This is a genomic window from Tenacibaculum haliotis, assembly GCF_025215075.1.
In the GTDB taxonomy this organism is placed as follows: domain Bacteria; phylum Bacteroidota; class Bacteroidia; order Flavobacteriales; family Flavobacteriaceae; genus Polaribacter; species Polaribacter haliotis_B.
The window spans coordinates 145,877-168,511 of record NZ_JAOBTH010000029.1; the positions used below are offsets into that span (position 1 = coordinate 145,877).

Consider the following 22,635-nt stretch of genomic DNA (forward strand, 5'->3'; position numbering starts at 1 on the left):
ATATAAATGAGTATTTTTACCTATAAATTTCTCATAACCACTTATGATTCTCGTTTCTAAACACATGGTTCCTAAAGGATTTGTTGGAGTAACCTTATATCCTTTTATCTTTTTAAAAAGAGAAGATTTAAAACATAATGCAGAACTTGTAAATCACGAAAAAATACATTTAAAGCAACAACGAGAGCTTTTTATCATCTTCTTTTTTCTATTCTATTTTATAGAATGGTTTATTAAATTTTTAAAATATAAAGACAAATTAAAAGCCTACAAAAATTTAAGCTTTGAACGTGAAGCTTATTTAAACGAAAATAATTTATACTACATCGAAAAAAGAAAACATTGGGCTTTTCTTAACTATTTATAATCCTTAAACAATTCTTATATCTTTTAAGAAATTCGTAAATTGCCCCATCAATTTTTTATAAAATTTACGAATGGAACAAATAGCACCCTATAAACCTATACATAAAGTACGAATTGTAACTGCTGCTGCATTATTTGATGGTCATGATGCTGCCATAAATATTATGCGTCGAATTATTCAATCTACAGGAGTAGAAGTAATTCATCTTGGGCATGATAGAAGTGTTGAAGAAGTAGTTAATTGTGCAATTCAGGAAGATGCAAATGCCATTGCGATTACATCTTACCAAGGAGGACACAATGAGTATTTTAAATACATGTATGATTTATTAAAAGAAAAAGGAGCTAGCCATATCAGAATTTTTGGTGGTGGTGGTGGTGTAATTCTTCCTGAAGAAATCAAAGAATTGATGGATTATGGAATTACACGTATTTATTCTCCTGATGATGGTCGTGAACTTGGTTTACAAGGAATGATTAACGATTTAGTTAAAACTTCTGATTTTGCAATTGGTGATGTTTTAAACGATGAAATTGATCATTTAGCGGATAAAGAAATCGGAAGCATTGCGCGTATTATTTCTTCGGCAGAAAACTTCCCTGAAGTAGCAAAAGAAACTTTAGCGGCAATTCATGAAAAAAATAAAAATTCTAAAACGCCGGTTTTAGGAATTACCGGAACTGGTGGAGCAGGAAAATCATCTTTAGTTGACGAGCTAGTTCGTCGATTTTTAATTGATTTCCCTGAAAAAACAATTGGATTAATTTCTGTTGATCCATCAAAAAGAAAAACAGGAGGTGCTTTATTAGGAGACCGTATTCGTATGAATGCGATTAATAACGAACGTGTTTATATGCGTTCTTTAGCTACGCGTCAATCTAATTTAGCATTATCTAAATATGTAAACGAAGCTGTGCAAGTTTTAAAAGCCGCTGAGTTTGATTTAATCATTTTAGAAACTTCAGGTATCGGGCAATCGGATACCGAAATTATAGAACATTCTGATACATCATTATATGTAATGACTCCTGAATTTGGAGCAGCAACACAGTTAGAAAAAATCGACATGCTTGATTTTGCTGATTTGGTTGCTCTAAACAAATTTGATAAACGTGGTGCTTTAGATGCAATTCGTGATGTAAAGAAACAATACATGCGTAACAACAACCTTTGGGATGTTCATATGGATGATATGCCGGTTTTCGGAACCATTGCTTCTCAATTTAATGATCCAGGAATGAATACGTTGTACAAACGTATTATGGATAAATTAATTGAAAAAACTGGAGTTGATTTAAAATCGAAGATGGAAATTACCAAAGAAATGTCTGAAAAGATATTTGTAATTCCGCCAAGTAGAGTTCGTTATTTATCTGAAATATCAGAAAGCAATAGAGCTTATGATAAAAAAGTGGATAGTCAAGTTATCGTTGCTCAAAAATTATATGGTATTTATAAAACTATCGAATCTATTACAAATTCGAATGTTGCCATTTCTAAAATTGGATTAGATTCTGATGCGATTCTGAAACAAGTTCAGAATGACGAGCAAGATTTCATTAAATTATTAATAGCTCAATTCGACAAAGTAAAATTAAATCTCGATCCTCATAACTGGGAGATTATTTTAAATTGGGCTGATAAAGTAAAAAAATATAAAGACCCTGTTTATAGCTTTAAAGTAAGAGATAAAGTTATAAATATAGATACTCACAGTGAAACTTTATCACATACGCAAGTTCCGAAAGTAGCCTTGCCAAAATACCAAGCCTGGGGAGATTTATTACGTTGGAATTTACAAGAAAATGTTCCGGGAGAGTTTCCTTATACCGCAGGATTGTATCCATTTAAAAGAACCGGTGAAGATCCAACAAGAATGTTTGCTGGTGAAGGAGGACCAGAACGTACGAACAGACGTTTTCATTACGTAAGTTTAGGAATGCCTGCAAAGCGTTTATCTACTGCTTTCGATTCGGTTACTTTATATGGTAATGACCCAGGAGTAAGACCAGATATCTACGGAAAAATCGGTAACGCAGGAGTTTCTATATGTTGTTTAGATGATGCCAAGAAATTATTTTCTGGTTTCGAATTAACGCATGCTTTAACATCGGTAAGTTTAACAATTAATGGGCCTGCACCAATGCTGCTAGGTTTTTTCATGAATGCTGCTATCGATCAGAATTGTGAGAAATACATCAAAGAAAATAAGTTAGAAAAACAAGTTGAAGCGAAATTCAAAGAAATTTACGATTCAAAAGATCTAGAAAGACCTGTTTATCAAGGTAAATTACCTGAAGGAAATGATGGTTTAGGTTTAATGCTTTTAGGTTTAACAGGTGATATGATTTTACCTGCGGATGTATATGCTGAAATTAAAAAAACAACCTTAGCACAAGTTCGTGGTACGGTACAAGCTGATATTTTAAAAGAAGATCAGGCTCAAAATACGTGTATTTTCTCTACAGAATTCGCCTTGCGTTTAATGGGAGATGTACAAGAATATTTTATTAAAGAACAAGTTCGTAATTTTTATTCAGTATCAATTTCTGGGTATCATATTGCTGAAGCTGGTGCCAACCCAATTACACAATTAGCGTTGACATTATCTAACGGATTTACCTATGTAGAATACTACTTGTCTCGTGGTATGGATATTAATAAATTTGGACCAAACTTATCGTTCTTTTTCTCTAACGGAATCGATGCGGAATATTCAGTAATTGGTCGTGTTGCTCGTAAAATTTGGGCAAAAGCATTAAAACATAAATACGGTGCCAACTCTAGAGCACAAATGTTAAAATATCATATTCAAACTTCTGGTCGTTCTTTACATGCTCAGGAAATTGATTTTAACGATATCCGTACAACATTACAAGCTTTATATGCTATTAACGACAACTGTAATTCATTACACACCAATGCGTATGATGAAGCGATTACAACACCTACTGAAGAATCGGTACGTAGAGCAATGGCAATTCAGTTAATTATCAATAAAGAATTAGGTTTAACTAAAAATGAAAATCCAATTCAAGGCGCTTTTATTATTGAAGAATTAACCGATTTAGTTGAAGAAGCAGTATTGTTAGAGTTTGATAGAATTACCGAACGTGGTGGTGTTTTAGGAGCGATGGAAACCATGTATCAGCGTAGTAAAATACAAGAGGAAAGTTTGTATTATGAGACTTTAAAACATACAGGAGAATTCCCAATTATTGGAGTGAATACCTTCTTGAGTTCTAAAGGTTCTCCAACAGTACAACCTGCGGAAGTTATCCGTGCAACGGAAGAAGAAAAGCAATATCAAATAAAAACAAAAAGCATTTTAAACAAAGCTAACGACGGAAAAGTGCAAGAACAACTAGCAATTTTACAGGAAGCTGCTGTGCAGAATGAAAACTTATTTGATAAGTTGATGGAAGCTACAAAATTCTGTTCTTTAGGTCAAATTACCGAAGCTTTATTTAAAGTTGGTGGACAATATAGGCGTAATATGTAAAAGGCAATGCCTTCTGATAAATATTAAAAACCTCACATTAATTTGTGAGGTTTTTTTATGCTCTTTTCTTCCTGTAATTTGTAATGTTTTCAGTTGTTATTTATTTTCAACCTCTAAAGTAGTTTGTTTACTTGCTTTTCTTCCTTTTAAAAAGAAGAGGATAAAAAACATCATTACAACTCCTAAGTAAATAGAGAATCCTCCTATTTTAGCACTTAAAGTTTCAACTAAATCTTTATAACTAGATAAACTATATATTTCTAAAATACGTAGCGCAAAACCAACGTTTAATAAATAAAAACCGATTTTAAAAAGTTTATTTGTTGCCATTGCAATTTCTACCTTTTGATGAAAAATATCTAACATAAATATTTTACTGTTTTTAAAAAGGTGATATGATACAAACGTTGTTAATCCTATTGCTATTGGTAAATAAATAATGTAGGCGATTAATTCTAATGAAGTGTTCATAGTTATTGATTTTTAAAATGTTTGTGAATTAAATAAACTGTATAAATATTAATAAAATGCAGTGAGGCAATTATAAGAATCATATAACTCAACCTCTTTGTTATTTCTAGTATTACTTCTTCTAAACTATTTATAGGATTCATTGTATTTAAACTCCAAACGATTAAACCAATGTTTAATAAATAATAAGCTATTCTTAAAAGATTATTTATGCCGTTTCCAAAATTGATTCTATCAGGAAAATAATTTAGAATATATATTTGTCCGTTTTTATAACAAGCCTCTCCTACCCAAAGAACAATTGTACTTGATAATAATAGGTATATTATGTATGTAAACTGACTCATATTTCTTTTTTTATCATTTCTAAAATAGAAGTCCAATGAATTGATAAGACTACTGGTATAGCACATAATATGTAATAAATAATATCATTTTTATTGAAATTATATTCACTTACAAAAAAACAAGCACCAAAATAAAGTACAACTGCTATACCATAAATCAACATTAATTTTCGCTCAAACTTGTTAATACTTCCCGAATAAAATAAGGTGAGCAAGAATGAAAACACTTGAAAAACGCCTATCACAAAAGCTAAAATAGCCGCTAAAGAGAGGAAATCATTTTCTAAAATTGATAAAATTAAGAGCACTAAAAATGGAATCATTAAAACTCTATTAATCCAGGTCATTATTGAGATATTTATTTTCATAGTTTCAGAAATTATTGAAAATTTTATTTTAAATTTTTTTACTTTTTAATCATTTTGGTAAAACTTGATAGTAACCAATGCTCATCAGCCTTAATTGTTCTATCAAGAATAGAATTAACTGTATTTGTTACGGTAGCTAAATCTTTCATCACTTTTTTAAACTCCATTGCTTCTTCAGAATTATCATTTACATCGTTTTGTAACTCATCTAACACTTTTAAAACTGGTTCAATCTCTCTTTTCTTTCGTTCTTTGGTAACTTGCTTAAACAACTCCCAAATATCTTTATCAGCAACAAAAAACTCCTTACGCTCTCCTATTACAAACTCTTTACTTACAATTCCCCAATCAATTAATGCTCTTACATTCATATTTACGTTTCCTCTAGATATTTTTAGAGTTTCCATAATAGCATCTGCAGACATTGGTTTGGTTGACACCAACAACAACGCGTGTACTTGCGCCATTGTTTTATTAATTCCCCAACTTGTAGCTAAACTTCCCCAAGTATGAATGTATTTTAATTTTGCGTCATCTAAATCCATATGGCAAATATACAACTTATTATTAAACTTTCAATAATTATTGAAAATAAAATATTTAAATTTAACCATTCTAATTTTCATAACACCTATCACTTCGAGTGAAATTATTGAAATGTAAATGGGAAATAATTTTCTATTGAGAAGGTCCTTACTAGTTCTCGATACAATTTTCATTCCGTTTCACTACATTAAAATTACTCGAACTGACGTTTTATGGGTTGCTTTGGTTATGTTTTGAATACTGATGGAAAACTAGTTGGCGAACTTCAAGAAAAAGACGATTGTAAGATTTGTAAGAGAACTCTAACTACCTTAATGTACTTCCTGCACCATAAATAGCTCTACCCCCAGTATGTCTTGCAGCATCGTGTATTTCTCTTTTAATAAGTTGCAAAGTTCCATCTTCTGTGTGATGCCACACATGACCTTTAACTCGATTATTCGATTTTGAAATACTTAATTTTCTAGAACTTATTTCATCTACAATTTTCTTTGGGAATTTTTCTTGTAATTCAGTACTTCTCTTTAATGAGTTTTTCAATTTTAAAAAGGCTAAATTGAACTGGGAATTATCAGTTTTTAACATGCTGTGGTTAGGTATAGTAACTTCAAAAATAGAATGCTTTTTAAAATCAGGAAAAACACCTTTAATTCTTAGCCCATTTGGTAATGTTATCTCCTTCAATCTAAAAAAAACACCATTAATAGTTTTACCCGCTTTACCTTGATTAATCGTATTTATTTTTATAGGTGAAACTCCTTGTTTTATTTGTTTAATAAAGGTTAAATCTCGTCTATAGCTCGCTCCCATATTCATAATCTTTTTATAACAACAATTAAGTAAATTATCATTTTCATATAAAGTAAGTAGTTTTGGATTTTTTTCAAAATCTGAAATAAATACTTTTTTTAATTCTTTGGGAGAGTTTTTGGGTAATAATTTATGAATTCTATTAATGTTTTCATGACCTAGGTTCTTGTACACCTCAGTTGCTCTTTTTTCAGAAAAAACTCTATTCAAAAAAACTTTACTTTCTTTTGGAGACAACTTATAAGTTGATTTTTCCAATGATTTTTTTGGTGAAAAGCGGAATGTTTCTAATGACTTTATTGATGTTTTAGTTGAGATTTTTTTAGATATCCCTTTTTTCGAAACTGCTTTAATCCCAGCTGTTATAATCTTAGTTTTTTGAGAAGAAACAGGTAGGTTTGTAGCTAAAAAAATAATAAGTATTATTTTTTTCATTTATTGATGTTTTTTAAAATATCTAAATTATTCATTTTATCATTTATTAAAAAGCCTTGAATATAATAATTTGAAAAATTCTTTATTAACTTTTCTTTTATATCTTCAAAATAATCATTTAATTTTGAATTAGTTAATACCACAAAAACACTTACTGCTTCGATTATAACGACTGCTCCTTTACTTACAGCAGGCTCAGGAGTTAACATTAAAAACACACTTGCGGTATTAAGAGTATTAGACAGATATTCAAGATTTTTATTGACATTAGTTTTTATAACTCCAATTTCTTTCACCAAATCATTATTTTCATTTACAATCCTAATTACAAATTTCAAAAACCTCCCTTCAATTTGTAAGTTTTTTTTGAAACAATTTTTATCATGACAGTTATATATTTCATTTATTTCCGATATTTTTTCTAAATACCAATAATCTAACTCAATTTCTTTTTCAGAAATCGTATGCTTCCATTCATTGAATTTTTCAAATTGTATTTTTAACTTATCTTTTTCTGGAAGGTTCTTTGTTAAAAAAAATATTTGTTTTCTTGTTTTATATAGTTCTTTTAACTCCCAATCAACTAAAAGTTTTAATTTATCTTCAAAATTATCATAAAAAATTTCTACCTTATTTTTTTTTACTCTTTCTAGCTCTTTATCTATTTTATTTTCAAACATTTGAGGATAGAAATCACTACATGAAAAAAGACAGAACATCAATACTATTTTAGAATAATTCATTTAGAATTTCAGATATTTTAGTTATTTTTTTTAATGAATATGTTTGCTCATGATTATTTGACCTCCAAACGAACTTGTCCTTACTTAAAGAATACTTGAAATCTGTATATTTAGTTCTTATAGTTTTCACATCTGTTTGATTGATGTTTAAATAAACTTCCTCAATAGCAGAATTACTATAAGTCCAATGACCTGATAGTTGATATCTAAATATACCAGTATCATCAGCAAAAACTTTTATTCCATCTTTTAATGAATACTTAACTTTATATAAGTAAATATACTTATCTCCTTTAAGTACGATTTGTGTTACATTATCAGGTAATACTTCTTTTAAAATAATATTATTCCCTATAAAGGCGCCTTCTTCATCGTATTCCTTTTCAAAACAAGAATTTGCAATAAAAACTTCATCTATTTCATCATTTAATGTAAGGGTTATTTTTAAAATGTGTTCTAACAAATAAAAATCAAATGATGATTTCTTATCATTTAATGTATTAATTACTTGTATTTTATCATCAAGAATAGAGAATAAATTATTATTTGAATTTATAAAATAATAATCATCGTTTAAAGTTTCTACAATTTTATTTTCTTTAAAAAAATCAACTTGTTTTATTTCTTTATCTTCGTTTAGTTTTATATCTACTTGTTCTAAATTATTAGAAATTATTTTCATTTTATTAAATGAAAAATCATTATATACTATAAGTCTTTTACTTTGTAAACTATCAACTGAATTAAAATAAGATTTAACTTTTTCCCATCTTCCTTTTTCTTGTGCTAACAAATTAAGATTAACAAAAATAAGTATTAGATAAACATATTTTTTATTCATATTATTTTTTTAAGTAAATATAAAAAATAAATTCATTAATTAAAATGAATCTATTTTTCTTTTTTTATTAATAAAACTTAAGTTTTCCAGTTGTAATAAGATCGTAAGTTTGTAGTGATTTCATACTAATTCCTCCGATATAAATACCATTTACTAACGTTTTATACATAGAGTTTACAATTACATTTGTTTTGAAAGAATTGCAACTATTTAAAGCGATAAACACTATAAGTATTGTTAATTTCCCTACCCATTTTTCACAGCTTGCATCATCATCATTTGTTTTTGAAAGTCTTCATCTTTTTCTCTTTTTTCTAAATCTGAAATTTGCTGTAAAATAGGCATGTTATGTTGCTGTACAATACTTGATATTCTAAACATATCAATAAATGCCCAAATAAATAAACCTCCACCTGTGAACCAGAATAAAATTTGTGTTCCCCAGTTTCCTAAATACGCATAATGCGCTCCTCCAAAAAAATAAAATAAATACGCTTTTCCCGAATCTTTTAATTGACTTTGTAATACTTGTTTGTTCATAATAATTTGTTTTTAATTATACCACAAAGTAAAATCATCGTTTTCCACGAAATTGGGAAAACAAAACGTTTTCCTATTTTTATGGAAAATCAAATACTACTTTTGTTTAAAAGCTACTAATACAATGAAGAGCATAAAAACAACTATCAGCAAAAAAATTCAACGTCAAATAGTTATTATTAACTTTTTAAAAGAAGGCAATAAAACGAGTAAAGAGTTACTTACGCACTTAAATATAAAAGGGCACAGCAATAGCACTAGTACACTAAGTAATGATATTAAAAGTTTAAAGGAAACTGGTTTTAAAATAGACGATACCGTAAAAGGCTATTATTCGTTACTTTTAGATGGTTGTAATGAATTGTATTCGCATTTTATAAAATACCAATCGATGGCTATCGCGTATCAAAAAGCGTTGCAAATGTCGCAAAAACACATGCAATACATTTTATTTGAACCCAATGCTTTAGAGTTTAATATTGATGTTTTTAATGATATTTTTGAAGCCATACAAAAGAAAAAAGAAATTACATTTAGCCACATTAATTATCAAAAAAATAATATTATTAAAACGTATTGCTTTAAACCCTATGCTTTAAAAGAATATCAAAATAGATGGTATGCTATTGGCGAAACTGATAATGGCTACAGAACTTTTGCTATAGACAGAATTTCTAACCTAATAATTACAAGTAAAAATATAAACATAAATTTAGATAGAGTTGACGAAGAACTACAATATGTGGTTGGAGTTAGTTTTAATGAAGAAACGATAAAACCTCAAATAATAAAATTAAAGATTGATAATAGTCAAAAAGAATATATTAAAACCACACCTATTTATAAAAATCAAGAAATAATTGAAGAAAATACTACCTATTTTATTCTTAAATTATTTGTTGGAAACACTGTTGAATTGCGTCAGCAAATTTTAAAATATGGAAGTAGAATTGAAGTTATTACACCTGCTGTTTTAAGAAAACAAATTGCTTTAGAATTACGGGATTTATTGTTGTTATATAATGATGTCTTAGATTAATTAAGCGTGATTTCAAGGTGTAAAAAAATATTTGTTCGAGTGAAATTCTGAAATAATTTAGTATCGAAGACAACTTTTTTCGTTTTAAATTATACTTCTCGATATAATTTTCTATCGAAAATCACTCGAAGTGACAATTTAAAAAATCAACATTTTTACATCAAACTCACATTATTTTATCTTCTTTTCTGTAAAATCGTCAATCCAATACGTATTTGCTCGTACGGAATTTTCTCTCCTAAAAACTCGAAATAAGGCTTTAAAGTCGGTTCGTTTTTTAATACTTTTTTTGCGTTCGCTATTAACTTAATAGTTGTCGCATCAATAAATTCATCTAAACTCACATCTTTTCCTTCTAAATATAATTTAGATAAATGTGAAAATATTGTTTGTGCTTTTAAATTTCTTTTATCTGCTATTTCATCAATCGAAAAACCTTCTTTGTATAAATTATAGGTTTCGAGCGTTGTATCTTTTTTACCTTTCTTTTTCTCTTTTACAAAAGTTTTAATCTCTTCCATGAATTCTCCACCATACACTTCTAATTTACGTTGCCCTACTCCGCTAATCGCTAAAAAAGCATTATCTGTTTGTGGACGCTCGTTTTCTAACTCACGTAAAGTAGCATCACTAAAAACTAAATAGGCTGCAATATTTTCTTCCTGTGCAATTCTGTATCGTAATTTACGTAAACGTTCAAATAAAGTATCTTTTACGGCTGATTTCGATGTTTTTTTACCTTTTGCTTTAATAGCTTTTTCAGTTGATTTGAATTCAACTGGAGTTGTTAATTGAATTTTTTCTTTATCGAAAAGTACTTTTTTAGAAAAATCTGTTAAATGTAACGTATTGTTTAAGTGAAACGCTATTTGGCAATATCCTTGGTTTATCAATTGAATAATATAATGTTGCCAATGTTGCCAAGAAATATCATTTCCTATTCCGTATGTTTTTAAATTTTGATAATTTTTATCTAAAACCGCCGCATTTTTTGCGCCACGTAAAACATCAATCACCGTACCCATGGCTTCTTTTTCTTGCAGTCGATAAATTGCAGAAAGTGCTTTTTGCGCTATAATTGTTCCATCAAAAAACTGCACAGGATTTTTACAAACATCACAATTACCACAATTTTCCTCAATCAGTTCTCCAAAATAACTCAACAATATTTTCCGTCTACACACAGTTGCTTCTGCAAACTGCTTCATTCTATCTAACTTTGCTTCCTGAACTTCTTTGTTACTTGTATTTGCTATAAACTGACGTAGCTGAATTACATCAGCATAACTATGAAAAAGTAGTGCTTGTGCTGGTAATCCGTCACGCCCAGAACGACCGATTTCCTGATAATATCCTTCGATATTTTTAGGCATATTATAATGAATCACCCAACGCACGTTAGATTTATCGATTCCCATACCAAAGGCAACGGTAGCACAAATAATTTGAACCTCGTCTTTAATAAAGTCTTCTTGGTTCTTGGCGCGTTCCTCAAAATTTAATCCTGCATGATATGCCTTCGCATTTATATTTTGCTGCTTTAATTTACTTGCTAATTGTTCCGTAGCTTTTCTACTTAAACAATATACAATACCAGCTTCATTCGGTTTTTTATTGATGAATTTAATAATTTGCTGAACTCTGTCGTTTGCAGGTCGAACTTCTAAACTGATGTTTTCTCTATTAAAAGAACTTACATATTTAGTAGCATGCGGCATTGCTAATTGCTCTAAAATATCTTCTTGTGTAGCTTTATCCGCAGTTGCGGTTAACGCCACAATAGGAACATTTGGTAGTATTCTTTTTAAAAATGATAATTGTTTATACGACGGTCTAAAATCATGACCCCAAGCAGAAATACAGTGTGCTTCATCAATCGCAATACAACTAACGTAATTTGGATTTAAAATATTTTGAAGTAACGATAAACTTTCTGGAGCCACATACAACAGCTTTACAGTTTTATTTATAACCGAATCAAAAACTTGTTGTTGTTCTTCGGATGATTGACTACTGTTATAATAAGTGGCTGCAATACCATTTGCTTTTAAACTATCTACCTGATCTTTCATTAAGGCTATTAGCGGAGAAACAACTACGGTGATACCTTCAAAAAATAATGCTGGCAATTGAAAACATATCGATTTCCCTCCACCAGTTGGCATAATTACCAAGGTATCTTTATTATTTAAAACATTTTCGATAATTGCTTGTTGCTGTAACCGAAAGCTATCATAACCAAAATTTGCTTTTAATTTTACAAGTAAGTCTTTTTCTGTAAGCTGCATCATATTGCAAAAATAATGATAAAATATACGCTATAAATTATATATAATGGCTTTCAGCAAAATAATAGGTTAGGCTAATAATCGATTCTAATAACATATACCTGTTCTAATGCACCTTTTATCAATCTTAAACCAAACAAATATGTATTATTAATATTTAGATATAAAAAAAGCTGAACAATAATTATTGTTCAGCTTTTTAAAACGTAATCTATCTTGATTACTTATTCTTTATCTTAAGATGGCTCTTCTCCGTCTAATAATGGGGTGGTTTGTAATACGAAATCTTTTCCGTGTACATACTCATCATTTTCATCAGTTTTACTATAATCATATGCCCATCTGTGAACTTCAGGAATTGCTCCTGGCCAGTTTCCGTGAATATGTTCTACTGGAGTAGTCCATTCTAAAGTATTCGACTTCCAAGGGTTTTGTGTCGCTTTCTGACCTCTATACATAGAGATAAAGAAGTTTGCTAAGAAAATTAACTGAGCAGCTCCTCCAACAAATGCCATTAATGTCATGAATACGTTGATTTCTACTAAATCGTCAAACATTGGAAAGTTTGAATTCGTATAATAACGACGTGGTAAACCAGCTAAACCAACAAAGTGCATCGGGAAGAATACTCCGTAAGCCGCAATAATAGTTAACCAAAAGTGCCAATAACCTAATGTCTTATTCATCATTCTACCATACATTTTAGGAAACCAGTGATATACACCAGCAAACATTCCTAATAAAGCAGATACCCCCATTACTAAGTGGAAATGCGCTACTACGAAATACGTATCATGTACGTTAATATCTAAAGCTGAATCCCCTAAAACTAATCCTGTTAAACCTCCTGTTACGAATGTAGAAACTAATCCGATAGAGAATAACATGGCAGGGTTTAATTGTAAGTTACCTTTCCATAAAGTTGTTACATAATTAAATGCTTTTACAGCAGATGGAATTGCAATTAATACCGTTGTAAATGTAAATACAGATCCTAAGAAAGGATTCATTCCTGTAATAAACATATGGTGACCCCATACAATTGTTGATAAGAAAGCAATCGCGATGATTGATCCGATCATTGCACGGTATCCAAAAATTGGTTTACGAGCATTTGTTGAAATTACTTCAGAAGTAAGTCCTAATGCTGGTAATAAAATAATATATACTTCAGGGTGACCTAAGAACCAAAATAAGTGTTCAAATAATACAGGCGATCCTCCTTGATAATGTAATACTTCTCCTGAGATAAAAATATCTGATAAGAAAAATGAAGTTCCAAAACCTCTATCCATTATTAATAATAATGCTGCAGATAATAATACAGGGAAAGAAATAACACCAATAATAGCAGTGATAAAGAAAGCCCACATTGTTAGCGGCAATCTTGTCATTTTCATTCCTTTTGTACGTAAATTTAAAATCGTAACAATATAGTTTAACGATCCCATTAATGAAGATGCAACGAAAATAGCCATAGAAACTAACCATAACGTCATTCCCATTCCTGAACCTGGTATTGCTTGTGGCAATGCAGATAAAGGTGGATAAATTGTCCATCCAGCTGAAGCAGGTCCTGCTTCAACAAATAATGAAATAATCATGATTACTGATGATAAGAAAAATAACCAGTAAGATATCATGTTTAAGAAACCAGAAGCCATGTCACGAGCACCGATTTGTAATGGAATTAATAAGTTTGAAAATGTACCACTTAAACCAGCAGTTAATACAAAAAACACCATTATTGTACCGTGAATTGTAACCAATGCTAAGTACATATCAGGATTCATGATTCCATCTGTTTGATGGTCTCCTAAAAATGCTTCAATGATTGAAAATGATGTTTCTGGCCATGCAATTTGCAAACGAAATAACATAGACATAAAACCTCCTATAACTCCCATAAATATACCCGTAACAAGAAATTGTTTCGAGATCATTTTATGATCTTGACTGAAGATGTATTTGGTTACAAATGTTTCTTTGTGATGGTGATCTGACATAATCTATATATATACTTTTAAAAAATATCTTATTTAATAACTTGAGCTAACGTTTTTTGTTCTGATAACCACTTGTTGTATTCAGCTTCTTCAACAACAGTAATTTTCATTTGCATATTGTAGTGAGATGCACCACAAATTTTATTACACAACAACAAGTAATCAAACTCATAAGGATCTTCTCCTTTTACTTTTCTGATTTTATTAATTCCATCAGTTTTTGCAATAACTTCAGAACTTTGACGCATTTCTTCGGTTGTAAACTTAGGTGTAAATGCAAATTGAGTAACCATACCAGGTACACAGTTCATTTGCGCTCTAAAGTGAGGCATATAAGCTGAGTGTAATACGTCTTGAGAACGGAACTTAAATAAGATCTTTTTCCCTTTTGGTAAAACTAATTCTGTTACTTTTTTATCATCTTGAGAACTAGGGTCAGACATATCAACTCCCATAGAATTGATCCCTTTAATAAAGTTTACATTTCCTAAACCTAATTCATTATCTGCTCCTGCGTAACGTGCTTGCCAGTCGAATTGTCTTGAATATACTTCAATTTCAATCGGATTTTCATCATCACCAACATACATAATATTGTTCCATGCCCATAAACCATAACCAATTAAGATTACAATTGTAACTGCTGGTATAACCGTCCATATTAATTCTAACTTATGGCTATCTGCATAAAACAATGCTTTGTTTTCTTTTTTTCCTCTATACTTATAAGTAAAAAAGAAAATTAAGAATTGCATTGCAAATTGTACAATACCAATTAGCCAAAACGTAATATTAAATAAATTGTCATCGTGTTCTCCTTCAATTGAAGCAGATTCAGGTAACATAATTACATTCATTGCTATTAAACAGTAAACCATCATTGCGTATAGGAAAACTAAGAATCCTATGGCTAATTTACCTTGTGTTTCGTTGTCCTTATCTGTAGCAAGTACAGAACGAAGATTCATGATACGAGTAATTTGCCAGAAACTAACTCCTATTGCAACTGCTATGAAAATATAAAATAAAGCGAGCATATTATCTAAACTATTTGTTTATTAATTATAATTATTAATGGTCGTTACTATCTTCACCTCTGTGTTCGATGTTATAGTAATGGTGTGTTTCACTCTCGTGTAAGAATGGATTTCCTTTTGCTAGTGGATTTGCTTTTGCGAATGCGCTAAAAGTAGCGTATATAAACAATCCTAAGAAGAATAAAATACCACTTATTTCTCCTATTCCGAACCCGTATTGAGCTCCAACTGTTCCTGGCATAATCATTACGAATAAATCTAAATAATGACCAGCTAAGATTACAACTCCTCCTATTGTTACAAACCAAGGAACGCTTTTAAAATCGCTATTGATTAATAATAATATTGGAAAGATGAAATTCATAACTACCATTGCTAAAAACGGCACTTTGTATTCATTAAAACGCAATAAGAAATAGGTAGTTTCTTCAGGAATATCCGCATACCAGATTAACATAAACTGTGCAAACCATAAGTATGTCCAGAATACTGAAAAACCAAACATGTATTTTGCTAAATCATGAATATGACTATCGTTTACAAATGGTAAATGACCTTTAGCTCTTAAATAAATTGTTACAAAAGCAATTACTGTTAAAGCTGAGACTAAGAAAGTTGCTAATACATACCAACCGAATAATGTAGAGAACCAGTGTGGGTCGATACCCATAATCCAATCCCAAGACATCATAGATTCAGTAATCATAAAAAGGAATAAGAAAATTACAGAAATATTATAATTTCTTTTGTGTAATTTTAAATCTCCGTTTTCTTGCGCTATAGATCCTTTTCTAATTACAAAACGATATACATTCCATACCGTTAAATAAAAGATACTTCTCATTAACCATCCTGGTGTATTTAAAAACCATTTTTTACCATCTACTACAGCATCGTAGTTTGGACTTTGTGGATCAAAAACACCTTCACCCATCCAAGGGAATAAATGATTCATATGCATAAATGTAGCGATTAAAAACACTAACATTATAGCACTTACATAGTGTAAGTTTGCTGTAATAGCTTCCATTACTCTAAATAATACGATAGACCAACCTGCTTGTGCTACTCTTTGTATTGCGTAAAAAGCTAACACTAATAATGTAACTCCTAAGAAAAACATTAAAGCTACAAAGAATGCTGCCCAAGGGCGATTCTGCATTTGGTGAAAAGCATGTTCTGCATGAGCATCATGATTCTCTTCGTGCGTTTTAACAGCATCAGTATGCGCAACTTCAGTTTCAGTATGATGTTCTTTTACTGCTGCTTTATGTGTTGAATCTGCTACTTGTTTTGTCTCAGTATCTGTTGTATGAACAGCTGTACTATCGCTAGCATGCTCTTCAGTTACTTTTTCTTCATGATTTTCTTCTTCACCATGCGCTTCAGCTTTCGCTTCTTCAACATGTGCTACTGCTGTTGTTTCATGAGAGTCAGCAACACTGTGGTCTGCTCCATGAGCATCGTGTTGTTTTGCTAAAATCTCTTTTGCTTCTTTTAATGTTTTAGGTGCACTATAAAAACTCCAAACAGTTCCTATAAGTCCCAAAGCCATTAAAATAATAGCTAGCATTTTTAATTTTCCTGAAAACTTGTACATATCTTAACTATCTATTATATACTTATTTTAATTCGCTTCTTAACTTCTCTACATACTGTACAACTTGCCAACGCTCCTTGTACTGTAATTGTGTAGCATGAGATCCCATTAAATTTTTACCATACATAATAACATGGTAAATATTTCCTGAATTTAAATCTCTGTCTTTATAATTTGGTATACCATTAAATTTATCTCTTTGAGATAAAACTCCATTACCATCACCTTTTGTTCCGTGACAAGTAGCACAGTAAATTCCGTATAACTCTTTACCTTTTGATAAATTCTTTTCAGTAACAGCTAATGGATTTTTCAATTCAGCTTTTGCTTTCTCATATCCTTCTTGAGTATTCGGAATATCATATGCTACAATACCTTTTCTGCTTACAGTTCCTGCAACTGGTAATCTATTAACCATTTTAGCATTTAAACCATCAGCACCATTTACGTCATAAGGAACAGATACATACATATCTGGCATATATTGTAATTGAGGTGTACGTTTATCACCACATGAAATAACACTTGTTATTACAACTAAAGCGACGATTATTTTTACAAAACTTTTCATATCTCTTTATTAGTGCTTTTCTACTATGTTAATCTCTACAGCTCCAGTCGATTCAACCAATGCTTTTAACTCGTCTTCATTACCATGAACAGGGATCTCCATTAAGAAATGATCATCTGTAGTTCTTGGATCTGGATTTTCTGCTTCTTTAAATGGCCATATTCTACTTCTCATATAAAAAGTAATAACCATTAAGTGAGCTGCAAAAAACACTGTTAATTCAAACATAATTGGTACAAAAGCTGGCATATTTGTAAACCAACTAAAGTTAGGCTTACCACCAATATCTTGTGGCCAATCTTGAATCATCATGTAATTAGTCATCCAAATAGCAAAGCATAATCCTGTAATTCCGTAAAAGAATGCAGTAATTGCTAAACGTGTTGGCGCTAATCCTAATGCTTTGTCTAGTCCGTGAACTGGAAATGGACAAAATACTTCTTCGATATGGTGATGATTTTCTCCTTTGATTTTCTTAACGGCATCCATTAAGATATCATCATCATTGTAAAATGCGTGAATTACTTTATTAGTGCTCATTGTTCTCCTCTCTTAATTTTTTAAAATTCTCTCCTGAAGATTTCAAGATTGTCTTAACTTCTGCCTGTGCTATTACTGGGAATGTTCTTGCATATAATAAGAATAATACAAAGAAAAATCCGATAGTTCCTACAAAAATACCTACATCAACAAATGTTGGTTCAAAACGCCACCATGTAGATGGTAAGTGTCCTTTACTTAATACAATTGCGATAATATCAAAACGCTCAAACCACATACCAATGTTTATAATGATTGAGATGATAAAAGAAAAGATAAAACTTCTTCTTAATTTCTTAATCCATAAAAACTGTGGTAAAATGATGTTACACCATAATAATGACCAAAATGCCCATCCGTATGCTCCTGCTTCGGCTCCAAATGATAAGTATGTATAGTTTTCATAAGGTGAACCTGTATACCATGCGATAAAGAATTCTGTTGCATATGCTACAGCAACAATACCACCTGTTAAAAGGATTACGATATTCATATATTCTACGTGCAAACGTGTAATATAAGCTTCCATATTAGTAACCTTACGCATAATACCTAATAAGGTTTGTACCATTGCAAATCCTGAAAAGATTGCTCCTGCTACGAAGTAAGGTGGAAATATTGTTGAGTGCCATCCTGGGTTAATAGAAGTAGCAAAATCCATCGATACGATTGTGTGTACAGAAAGTACTAATGGTGTTGCTAAACCTGCTAACACTAAAGACACTTCTTCAAAACGTTGCCAATCTTTTGCTCTACCAGACCATCCGAAAGATAATAAAGCGTAAATTTTCTTTTGAAAAGGCTTTACTGCTCTATCACGAATCATTGCAAAATCTGGTAATAAACCTGTCCACCAGAAAACTAATGATACCGATAAATAAGTTGAAATTGCAAATACATCCCATAATAATGGTGAGTTAAAGTTTACCCATAGCGAACCAAATTGGTTTGGCATTGGTAACACCCAATATCCATTCCATGGACGCCCCATGTGAATAATTGGAAATAATCCTGCTTGAAAAACCGCAAAGATTGTCATTGCTTCTGCCGAACGGTTAATTGCCATTCTCCATTTTTGACGGAATAGTAATAGTACTGCCGAAATCAATGTTCCTGCGTGACCAATACCTACCCACCAAACGAAGTTGGTAATATCCCAAGCCCAACCAATGTTTTTACTTAATCCCCACACACCGATACCAGTACCGACTGTGTAGAAAATACATCCAAATCCCCATAGCATTGCTGCTAAAGAAATATAAAATGCGATATACCAATTTTGATTTGCTTTACCTTCGATAGGTTTTGCAATGTCTTCAGTGATATCATGGTAACTTTTGTTACCCAACACTAAAGGTTCTCTATAAGATGATTCGTAATGAGACGACATAAATCTATATACTTATTAATTATATTATTAAGCTTCGTTTGTATTTCTTACTTTCACTTGGTATACTACGTTTGGTTTTGTACCAATATAGTCTAACACGTGGAAAGCTCTATTATCTTCTTTTAATGCTGCTACTGCATCTTCAGAATTGTTAACATCTCCAAACACCATTGCTCCTGTAGAACAAGCTGATGAACATGCTGTTTCAAATTCGTCTTTATTTACAGCTCTACCTTCTTTTTTAGCTTTTAAGATAGTTGCTTGAGTCATTTGAATACACATAGAACATTTTTCCATAACTCCACGAGAACGAACTACTACATCTGGATTTAACACCATCTTACCGTATTCGTTGTTCATGTTGAAATCGAATTCGTTATTTTCAGCATAGTTAAACCAGTTGAAACGACGTACTCTATATGGACAGTTGTTTGCACAGTATCTTGTACCAACACATCTGTTATATGCCATTTGATTTTGACCTTGACGACCGTGAGATGTTGCTGCAACCGGACAAACTGTTTCACATGGTGCGTGATTACAGTGCTGACACATCATTGGTTGGAAAGCTACTTCTGGGTTTTCTGCAGAATTTTCTAAAGCGTCAAATAAATCACCTTTACTTAATTCTAAAACTCTTTCTGTATACTTTCTTTCAACGTCTTTATTCGCTAAGTTAGGATTCTCTGCTTTGAATTCTTCAATAGTCATTGAAGCTTCATGCTGCTTATCTGCAACAGTAGAAGAATAATAACGATCGATACGTAACCAGTGCATATCTCTACCTACACGTACTTCATCTTTACCTACAACTGGCACATTGTTTTCTGCATGACATGCTACTACACATGCCCCACATCCTGTACAAGATGTTAAATCAATAGATAAATTAAAGTGGTGACCAACTTCACGATTATGATCGTCCCATAAGTCTATTTTACTAGCCTCTGTTTCTTGGTGATCATAAGAAACCATTGCTGGCTTATTCCAAGTATGTTTTGGGTCTAAGTTTTTATTATTAACTTGTTGTAATGTAGCTTCTTTTAAGATATCATGACGACCTGCAAGTGTACTTTGTACCTGAGTACAAGCAAACTTATGCCATCCTGAAGTTTTCTCGATAGCAACATTGTATTGTACATTGTTACCATTCTTTAAGAAAGGATACGCGTTAATACCAACTTGCATCTCTTCTTTTAAACCTTCAGTTCTACCATAACCTAATGCTAAACCAACCGATCCTTTTGCTTGACCTGGCTGAATCATTACAGGAACATTCTTAATTGTTACTCCGTTTACTGTTACGCTTGCGTAGTTACCGTTAATTGCTCCGTTATCTTTCACTGGGTTTTCAAAACCTAATTCTCTAGCATCAGCCATAGAAACAGTTAGGTAGTTATCCCAAGCTGCACGAGTAATAGGATCTGGTAATTCTTGTAACCAAGGGTTGTTGGCCTGCTTACCATCACCTAATGCAGTTGATGAATATAAGTTTAATTCGAATCCTGAAGAATTATGAGCAGCTCTTACTAATTCAACTGCAGCTGTATTTATAACTACTGTAGTTTCAAAAGCCTCTTCTGCTGATAATGTTTCTGGTTTAAAGAAACCATCATGTAATGCTTGATTCCAAGATGCGCCACCTAAAACAGTAGTGCTCCAAAATTCTTTTAAAGTATCGTAATAGTTTACAGAACTACCAGACCATTTTAACAACACATCTTGTAACTGACGTGTATTAAATAATGGAGAAATAGTTGGCTGCATTAAACTATAAGTACCTTTAGTTGCCATAACATCTCCCCAACTTTCTAAGTTATGAGGTGTAGGCAGTGTATATTGTGTAGCCTTAGCTGTTACATCATCTTGAGTAGATAAAGCAACAGATAATTTTAATTTTTTAATTCCTTCTGCTAATTCATTTGCATTTGCTAAAGTATATAAAGGGTTGGTGTTATAAGTAACTAAACCTTTAACCTTACCACTTTTAATATCTGCAACTAATTCAGCTACTTGAGTATCGTTACCTTGACGCGTTAAATTAACGGCTTGAGTATCGAAAATCTCACTATTTAATTTCTCATTAATTGCAAAGGCAATTAACTGAGCGTTTTTATCATTTAAACCTGTAACTACAACTCCTTTTGAACCTGCTTTCTTTAAATCGCTAGCTAGCTTTTTAATTTCAGCATCAAGCTTTGTTGCTTTAGACGGAAGAGATTCTCCTGTTACAGCATTATATAAATTAACCAAAGCGTATACTTGATCAGAAGGCTTTACCACCATTCTTTTATCAGCATTTGCTCCTGCTAAAGACATATTACTTTCTATTTGAACATGGTGAGACATTTTACCAGACTCAGCTCTACGCCCATCTGCATAAGATTTCTCATATCCACCTTGCCAATCACCAATAAAATCAGCACCGACAGAAACAATTACTTCTGCTTTACTAAAATCGTAATTAGGCATAGCACGTTTACCATACATAGCTTCAAAAGCATCAGCAGTTGCACTTTCTGAAATTGCATCATAAACAACGTGTTTAACGTTTGGATATGCAGCAGTAAAATCAGCAATTACTTTTTCAGTAGAAGGACTCGCTAAAGTACCTGTTAATAAAACTACTGGTTCGTTTGCATCTTTTAATTCATTAAGTTTAGCTACAATTTCTTTATCGGCATCAGCCCAAGAAATTTCAGCACCTCCTTTTTTAGGTTCTTTTAAACGTAAGTCACCATCATATAATGATAAGACAGATGCTTGCGTACGTGCGTTTGTTTCTCCTCCTGCTTGCTTATTAGGCATTACAAGAATAGGACGACCTTCGCGTGTTTTTACTAATACGTTTGCAAAATCAAAACCATCTGCAATTGTAGTTGCATACCAATCAGCAACGCCTGCAACGATATCATTAGGTTGTACTACATAAGGGATTGATTTTCTTACGGGACCTTCACAGGCAGCTAAAGAAGCGGCAGCTGTTGTAAATCCAACGTATTTCAAGAAATCTCTACGTGAAGTAGATGATGTTTCTAATGTTTCTTTATCACCTAAAAACTCATCTGTAGGAATATCTTGTACAAACTCATTATTACGTAGCGTTTCAACAACAGAACTACCTTTAAGTTCTTCAACACTTTGCCAGTATTTTTTGTTTGAAGCCATTTATATACGTGTTTTTCTACTTTCTA

General features: G+C 31.4%; 19 protein-coding genes. 3 read left to right on the plus strand and 16 right to left on the minus strand.

The annotated features are described in order from the left end of the window. The first annotated feature begins 43 nt into the window (after window positions 1-43). Window positions 44-367: a hypothetical protein gene (locus N2251_RS12415; protein ID WP_260587049.1), complete on the plus strand. Its 324-nt coding sequence runs from the start codon at window positions 44-46 to the stop codon at window positions 365-367. 70 nt (window positions 368-437) lie between these two features. Continuing rightward, window positions 438-3,869 carry a methylmalonyl-CoA mutase family protein gene (locus tag N2251_RS12420; RefSeq protein WP_260587050.1) on the plus strand — a complete coding sequence of 1,144 codons (3,432 nt, stop codon included), beginning with the start codon at window positions 438-440 and terminating at the stop codon, window positions 3,867-3,869. 96 nt (window positions 3,870-3,965) lie between these two features. Here the strand turns inward: N2251_RS12420 and N2251_RS12425 are convergent, their stop codons facing one another. The 8 genes from N2251_RS12425 to N2251_RS12460 all read right to left on the minus strand — a co-directional run bounded on the left by N2251_RS12425 (window position 3,966) and on the right by N2251_RS12460 (window position 8,970). Continuing rightward, window positions 3,966-4,340 (minus strand): hypothetical protein, encoded by a 375-nt coding sequence (locus N2251_RS12425; RefSeq protein ID WP_260587051.1) that lies wholly within the window; start codon window positions 4,338-4,340, stop codon window positions 3,966-3,968. Between the two features lie 2 nt (window positions 4,341-4,342). Beyond that, on the minus strand, window positions 4,343-4,687 hold the full coding sequence (locus tag N2251_RS12430) for a hypothetical protein (protein ID WP_260587052.1): 345 nt from the start codon (window positions 4,685-4,687) through the stop codon (window positions 4,343-4,345). Then, the gene (locus N2251_RS12435) at window positions 4,684-5,055 is read right to left on the minus strand and encodes a hypothetical protein (RefSeq protein ID WP_260587053.1); all 372 of its coding nucleotides are present in this window, start codon (window positions 5,053-5,055) and stop codon (window positions 4,684-4,686) included. The genes N2251_RS12430 and N2251_RS12435 overlap by 4 nt, the downstream gene beginning before the upstream one ends. Before the next feature lie 38 nt (window positions 5,056-5,093). Further along, complete coding sequence (locus N2251_RS12440; protein WP_260587054.1) at window positions 5,094-5,600, minus strand: GbsR/MarR family transcriptional regulator; 507 nt, start codon at window positions 5,598-5,600, stop codon at window positions 5,094-5,096. A 307-nt stretch (window positions 5,601-5,907) separates the two neighbouring features. Further along, the gene (locus tag N2251_RS12445; protein WP_260587055.1) at window positions 5,908-6,846 is read right to left on the minus strand and encodes an HNH endonuclease; all 939 of its coding nucleotides are present in this window, start codon (window positions 6,844-6,846) and stop codon (window positions 5,908-5,910) included. Next, complete coding sequence (locus tag N2251_RS12450) at window positions 6,843-7,565, minus strand: hypothetical protein (RefSeq protein ID WP_260587056.1); 723 nt, start codon at window positions 7,563-7,565, stop codon at window positions 6,843-6,845. The genes N2251_RS12445 and N2251_RS12450 overlap by 4 nt, the downstream gene beginning before the upstream one ends. A 10-nt stretch (window positions 7,566-7,575) precedes the next feature. Beyond that, window positions 7,576-8,430 carry a hypothetical protein gene (locus N2251_RS12455; protein ID WP_260587057.1) on the minus strand — a complete coding sequence of 285 codons (855 nt, stop codon included), beginning with the start codon at window positions 8,428-8,430 and terminating at the stop codon, window positions 7,576-7,578. 246 nt (window positions 8,431-8,676) lie between these two features. Beyond that, the gene (locus N2251_RS12460; protein WP_260587058.1) at window positions 8,677-8,970 is read right to left on the minus strand and encodes a TM2 domain-containing protein; all 294 of its coding nucleotides are present in this window, start codon (window positions 8,968-8,970) and stop codon (window positions 8,677-8,679) included. Between the two features lie 124 nt (window positions 8,971-9,094). Here N2251_RS12460 and N2251_RS12465 point away from each other — a divergent pair, with 124 nt between their 5' ends. Continuing rightward, window positions 9,095-10,009: a helix-turn-helix transcriptional regulator gene (locus N2251_RS12465; RefSeq protein WP_260587059.1), complete on the plus strand. Its 915-nt coding sequence runs from the start codon at window positions 9,095-9,097 to the stop codon at window positions 10,007-10,009. Between the two features lie 176 nt (window positions 10,010-10,185). Here the strand turns inward: N2251_RS12465 and recQ are convergent, their stop codons facing one another. The 8 genes from recQ to N2251_RS12505 form a co-directional block, all read right to left on the minus strand. Continuing rightward, the gene (gene recQ / locus N2251_RS12470) at window positions 10,186-12,300 is read right to left on the minus strand and encodes a DNA helicase RecQ (protein WP_312025123.1); all 2,115 of its coding nucleotides are present in this window, start codon (window positions 12,298-12,300) and stop codon (window positions 10,186-10,188) included. A gap of 233 nt (window positions 12,301-12,533) precedes the next feature. Next, on the minus strand, window positions 12,534-14,303 hold the full coding sequence (locus tag N2251_RS12475) for a cytochrome c oxidase subunit I (RefSeq protein WP_260587060.1): 1,770 nt from the start codon (window positions 14,301-14,303) through the stop codon (window positions 12,534-12,536). A 29-nt stretch (window positions 14,304-14,332) separates the two neighbouring features. Beyond that, entirely contained in the window at window positions 14,333-15,340 is a 1,008-nt protein-coding gene (locus tag N2251_RS12480; RefSeq protein ID WP_260587061.1) for a cytochrome c oxidase subunit II, read from the minus strand. A gap of 34 nt (window positions 15,341-15,374) precedes the next feature. Beyond that, window positions 15,375-16,940 (minus strand): quinol:cytochrome C oxidoreductase, encoded by a 1,566-nt coding sequence (locus tag N2251_RS12485; protein WP_260587062.1) that lies wholly within the window; start codon window positions 16,938-16,940, stop codon window positions 15,375-15,377. 22 nt (window positions 16,941-16,962) lie between these two features. After that, window positions 16,963-17,511, minus strand: coding sequence for a c-type cytochrome (locus tag N2251_RS12490; RefSeq protein ID WP_260587063.1), 549 nt, complete (start codon window positions 17,509-17,511; stop codon window positions 16,963-16,965). 9 nt (window positions 17,512-17,520) lie between these two features. Continuing rightward, window positions 17,521-18,051 (minus strand): DUF3341 domain-containing protein, encoded by a 531-nt coding sequence (locus N2251_RS12495; RefSeq protein WP_260587064.1) that lies wholly within the window; start codon window positions 18,049-18,051, stop codon window positions 17,521-17,523. Next, window positions 18,041-19,441, minus strand: coding sequence for an NrfD/PsrC family molybdoenzyme membrane anchor subunit (nrfD, locus tag N2251_RS12500; RefSeq protein ID WP_260587065.1), 1,401 nt, complete (start codon window positions 19,439-19,441; stop codon window positions 18,041-18,043). Before nrfD ends, N2251_RS12495 begins: the two co-directional genes overlap by 11 nt. Window positions 19,442-19,468: 27 nt before the next feature. Further along, window positions 19,469-22,609, minus strand: coding sequence for a TAT-variant-translocated molybdopterin oxidoreductase (locus N2251_RS12505; protein ID WP_260587066.1), 3,141 nt, complete (start codon window positions 22,607-22,609; stop codon window positions 19,469-19,471). Window positions 22,610-22,635 lie beyond the last annotated feature (26 nt).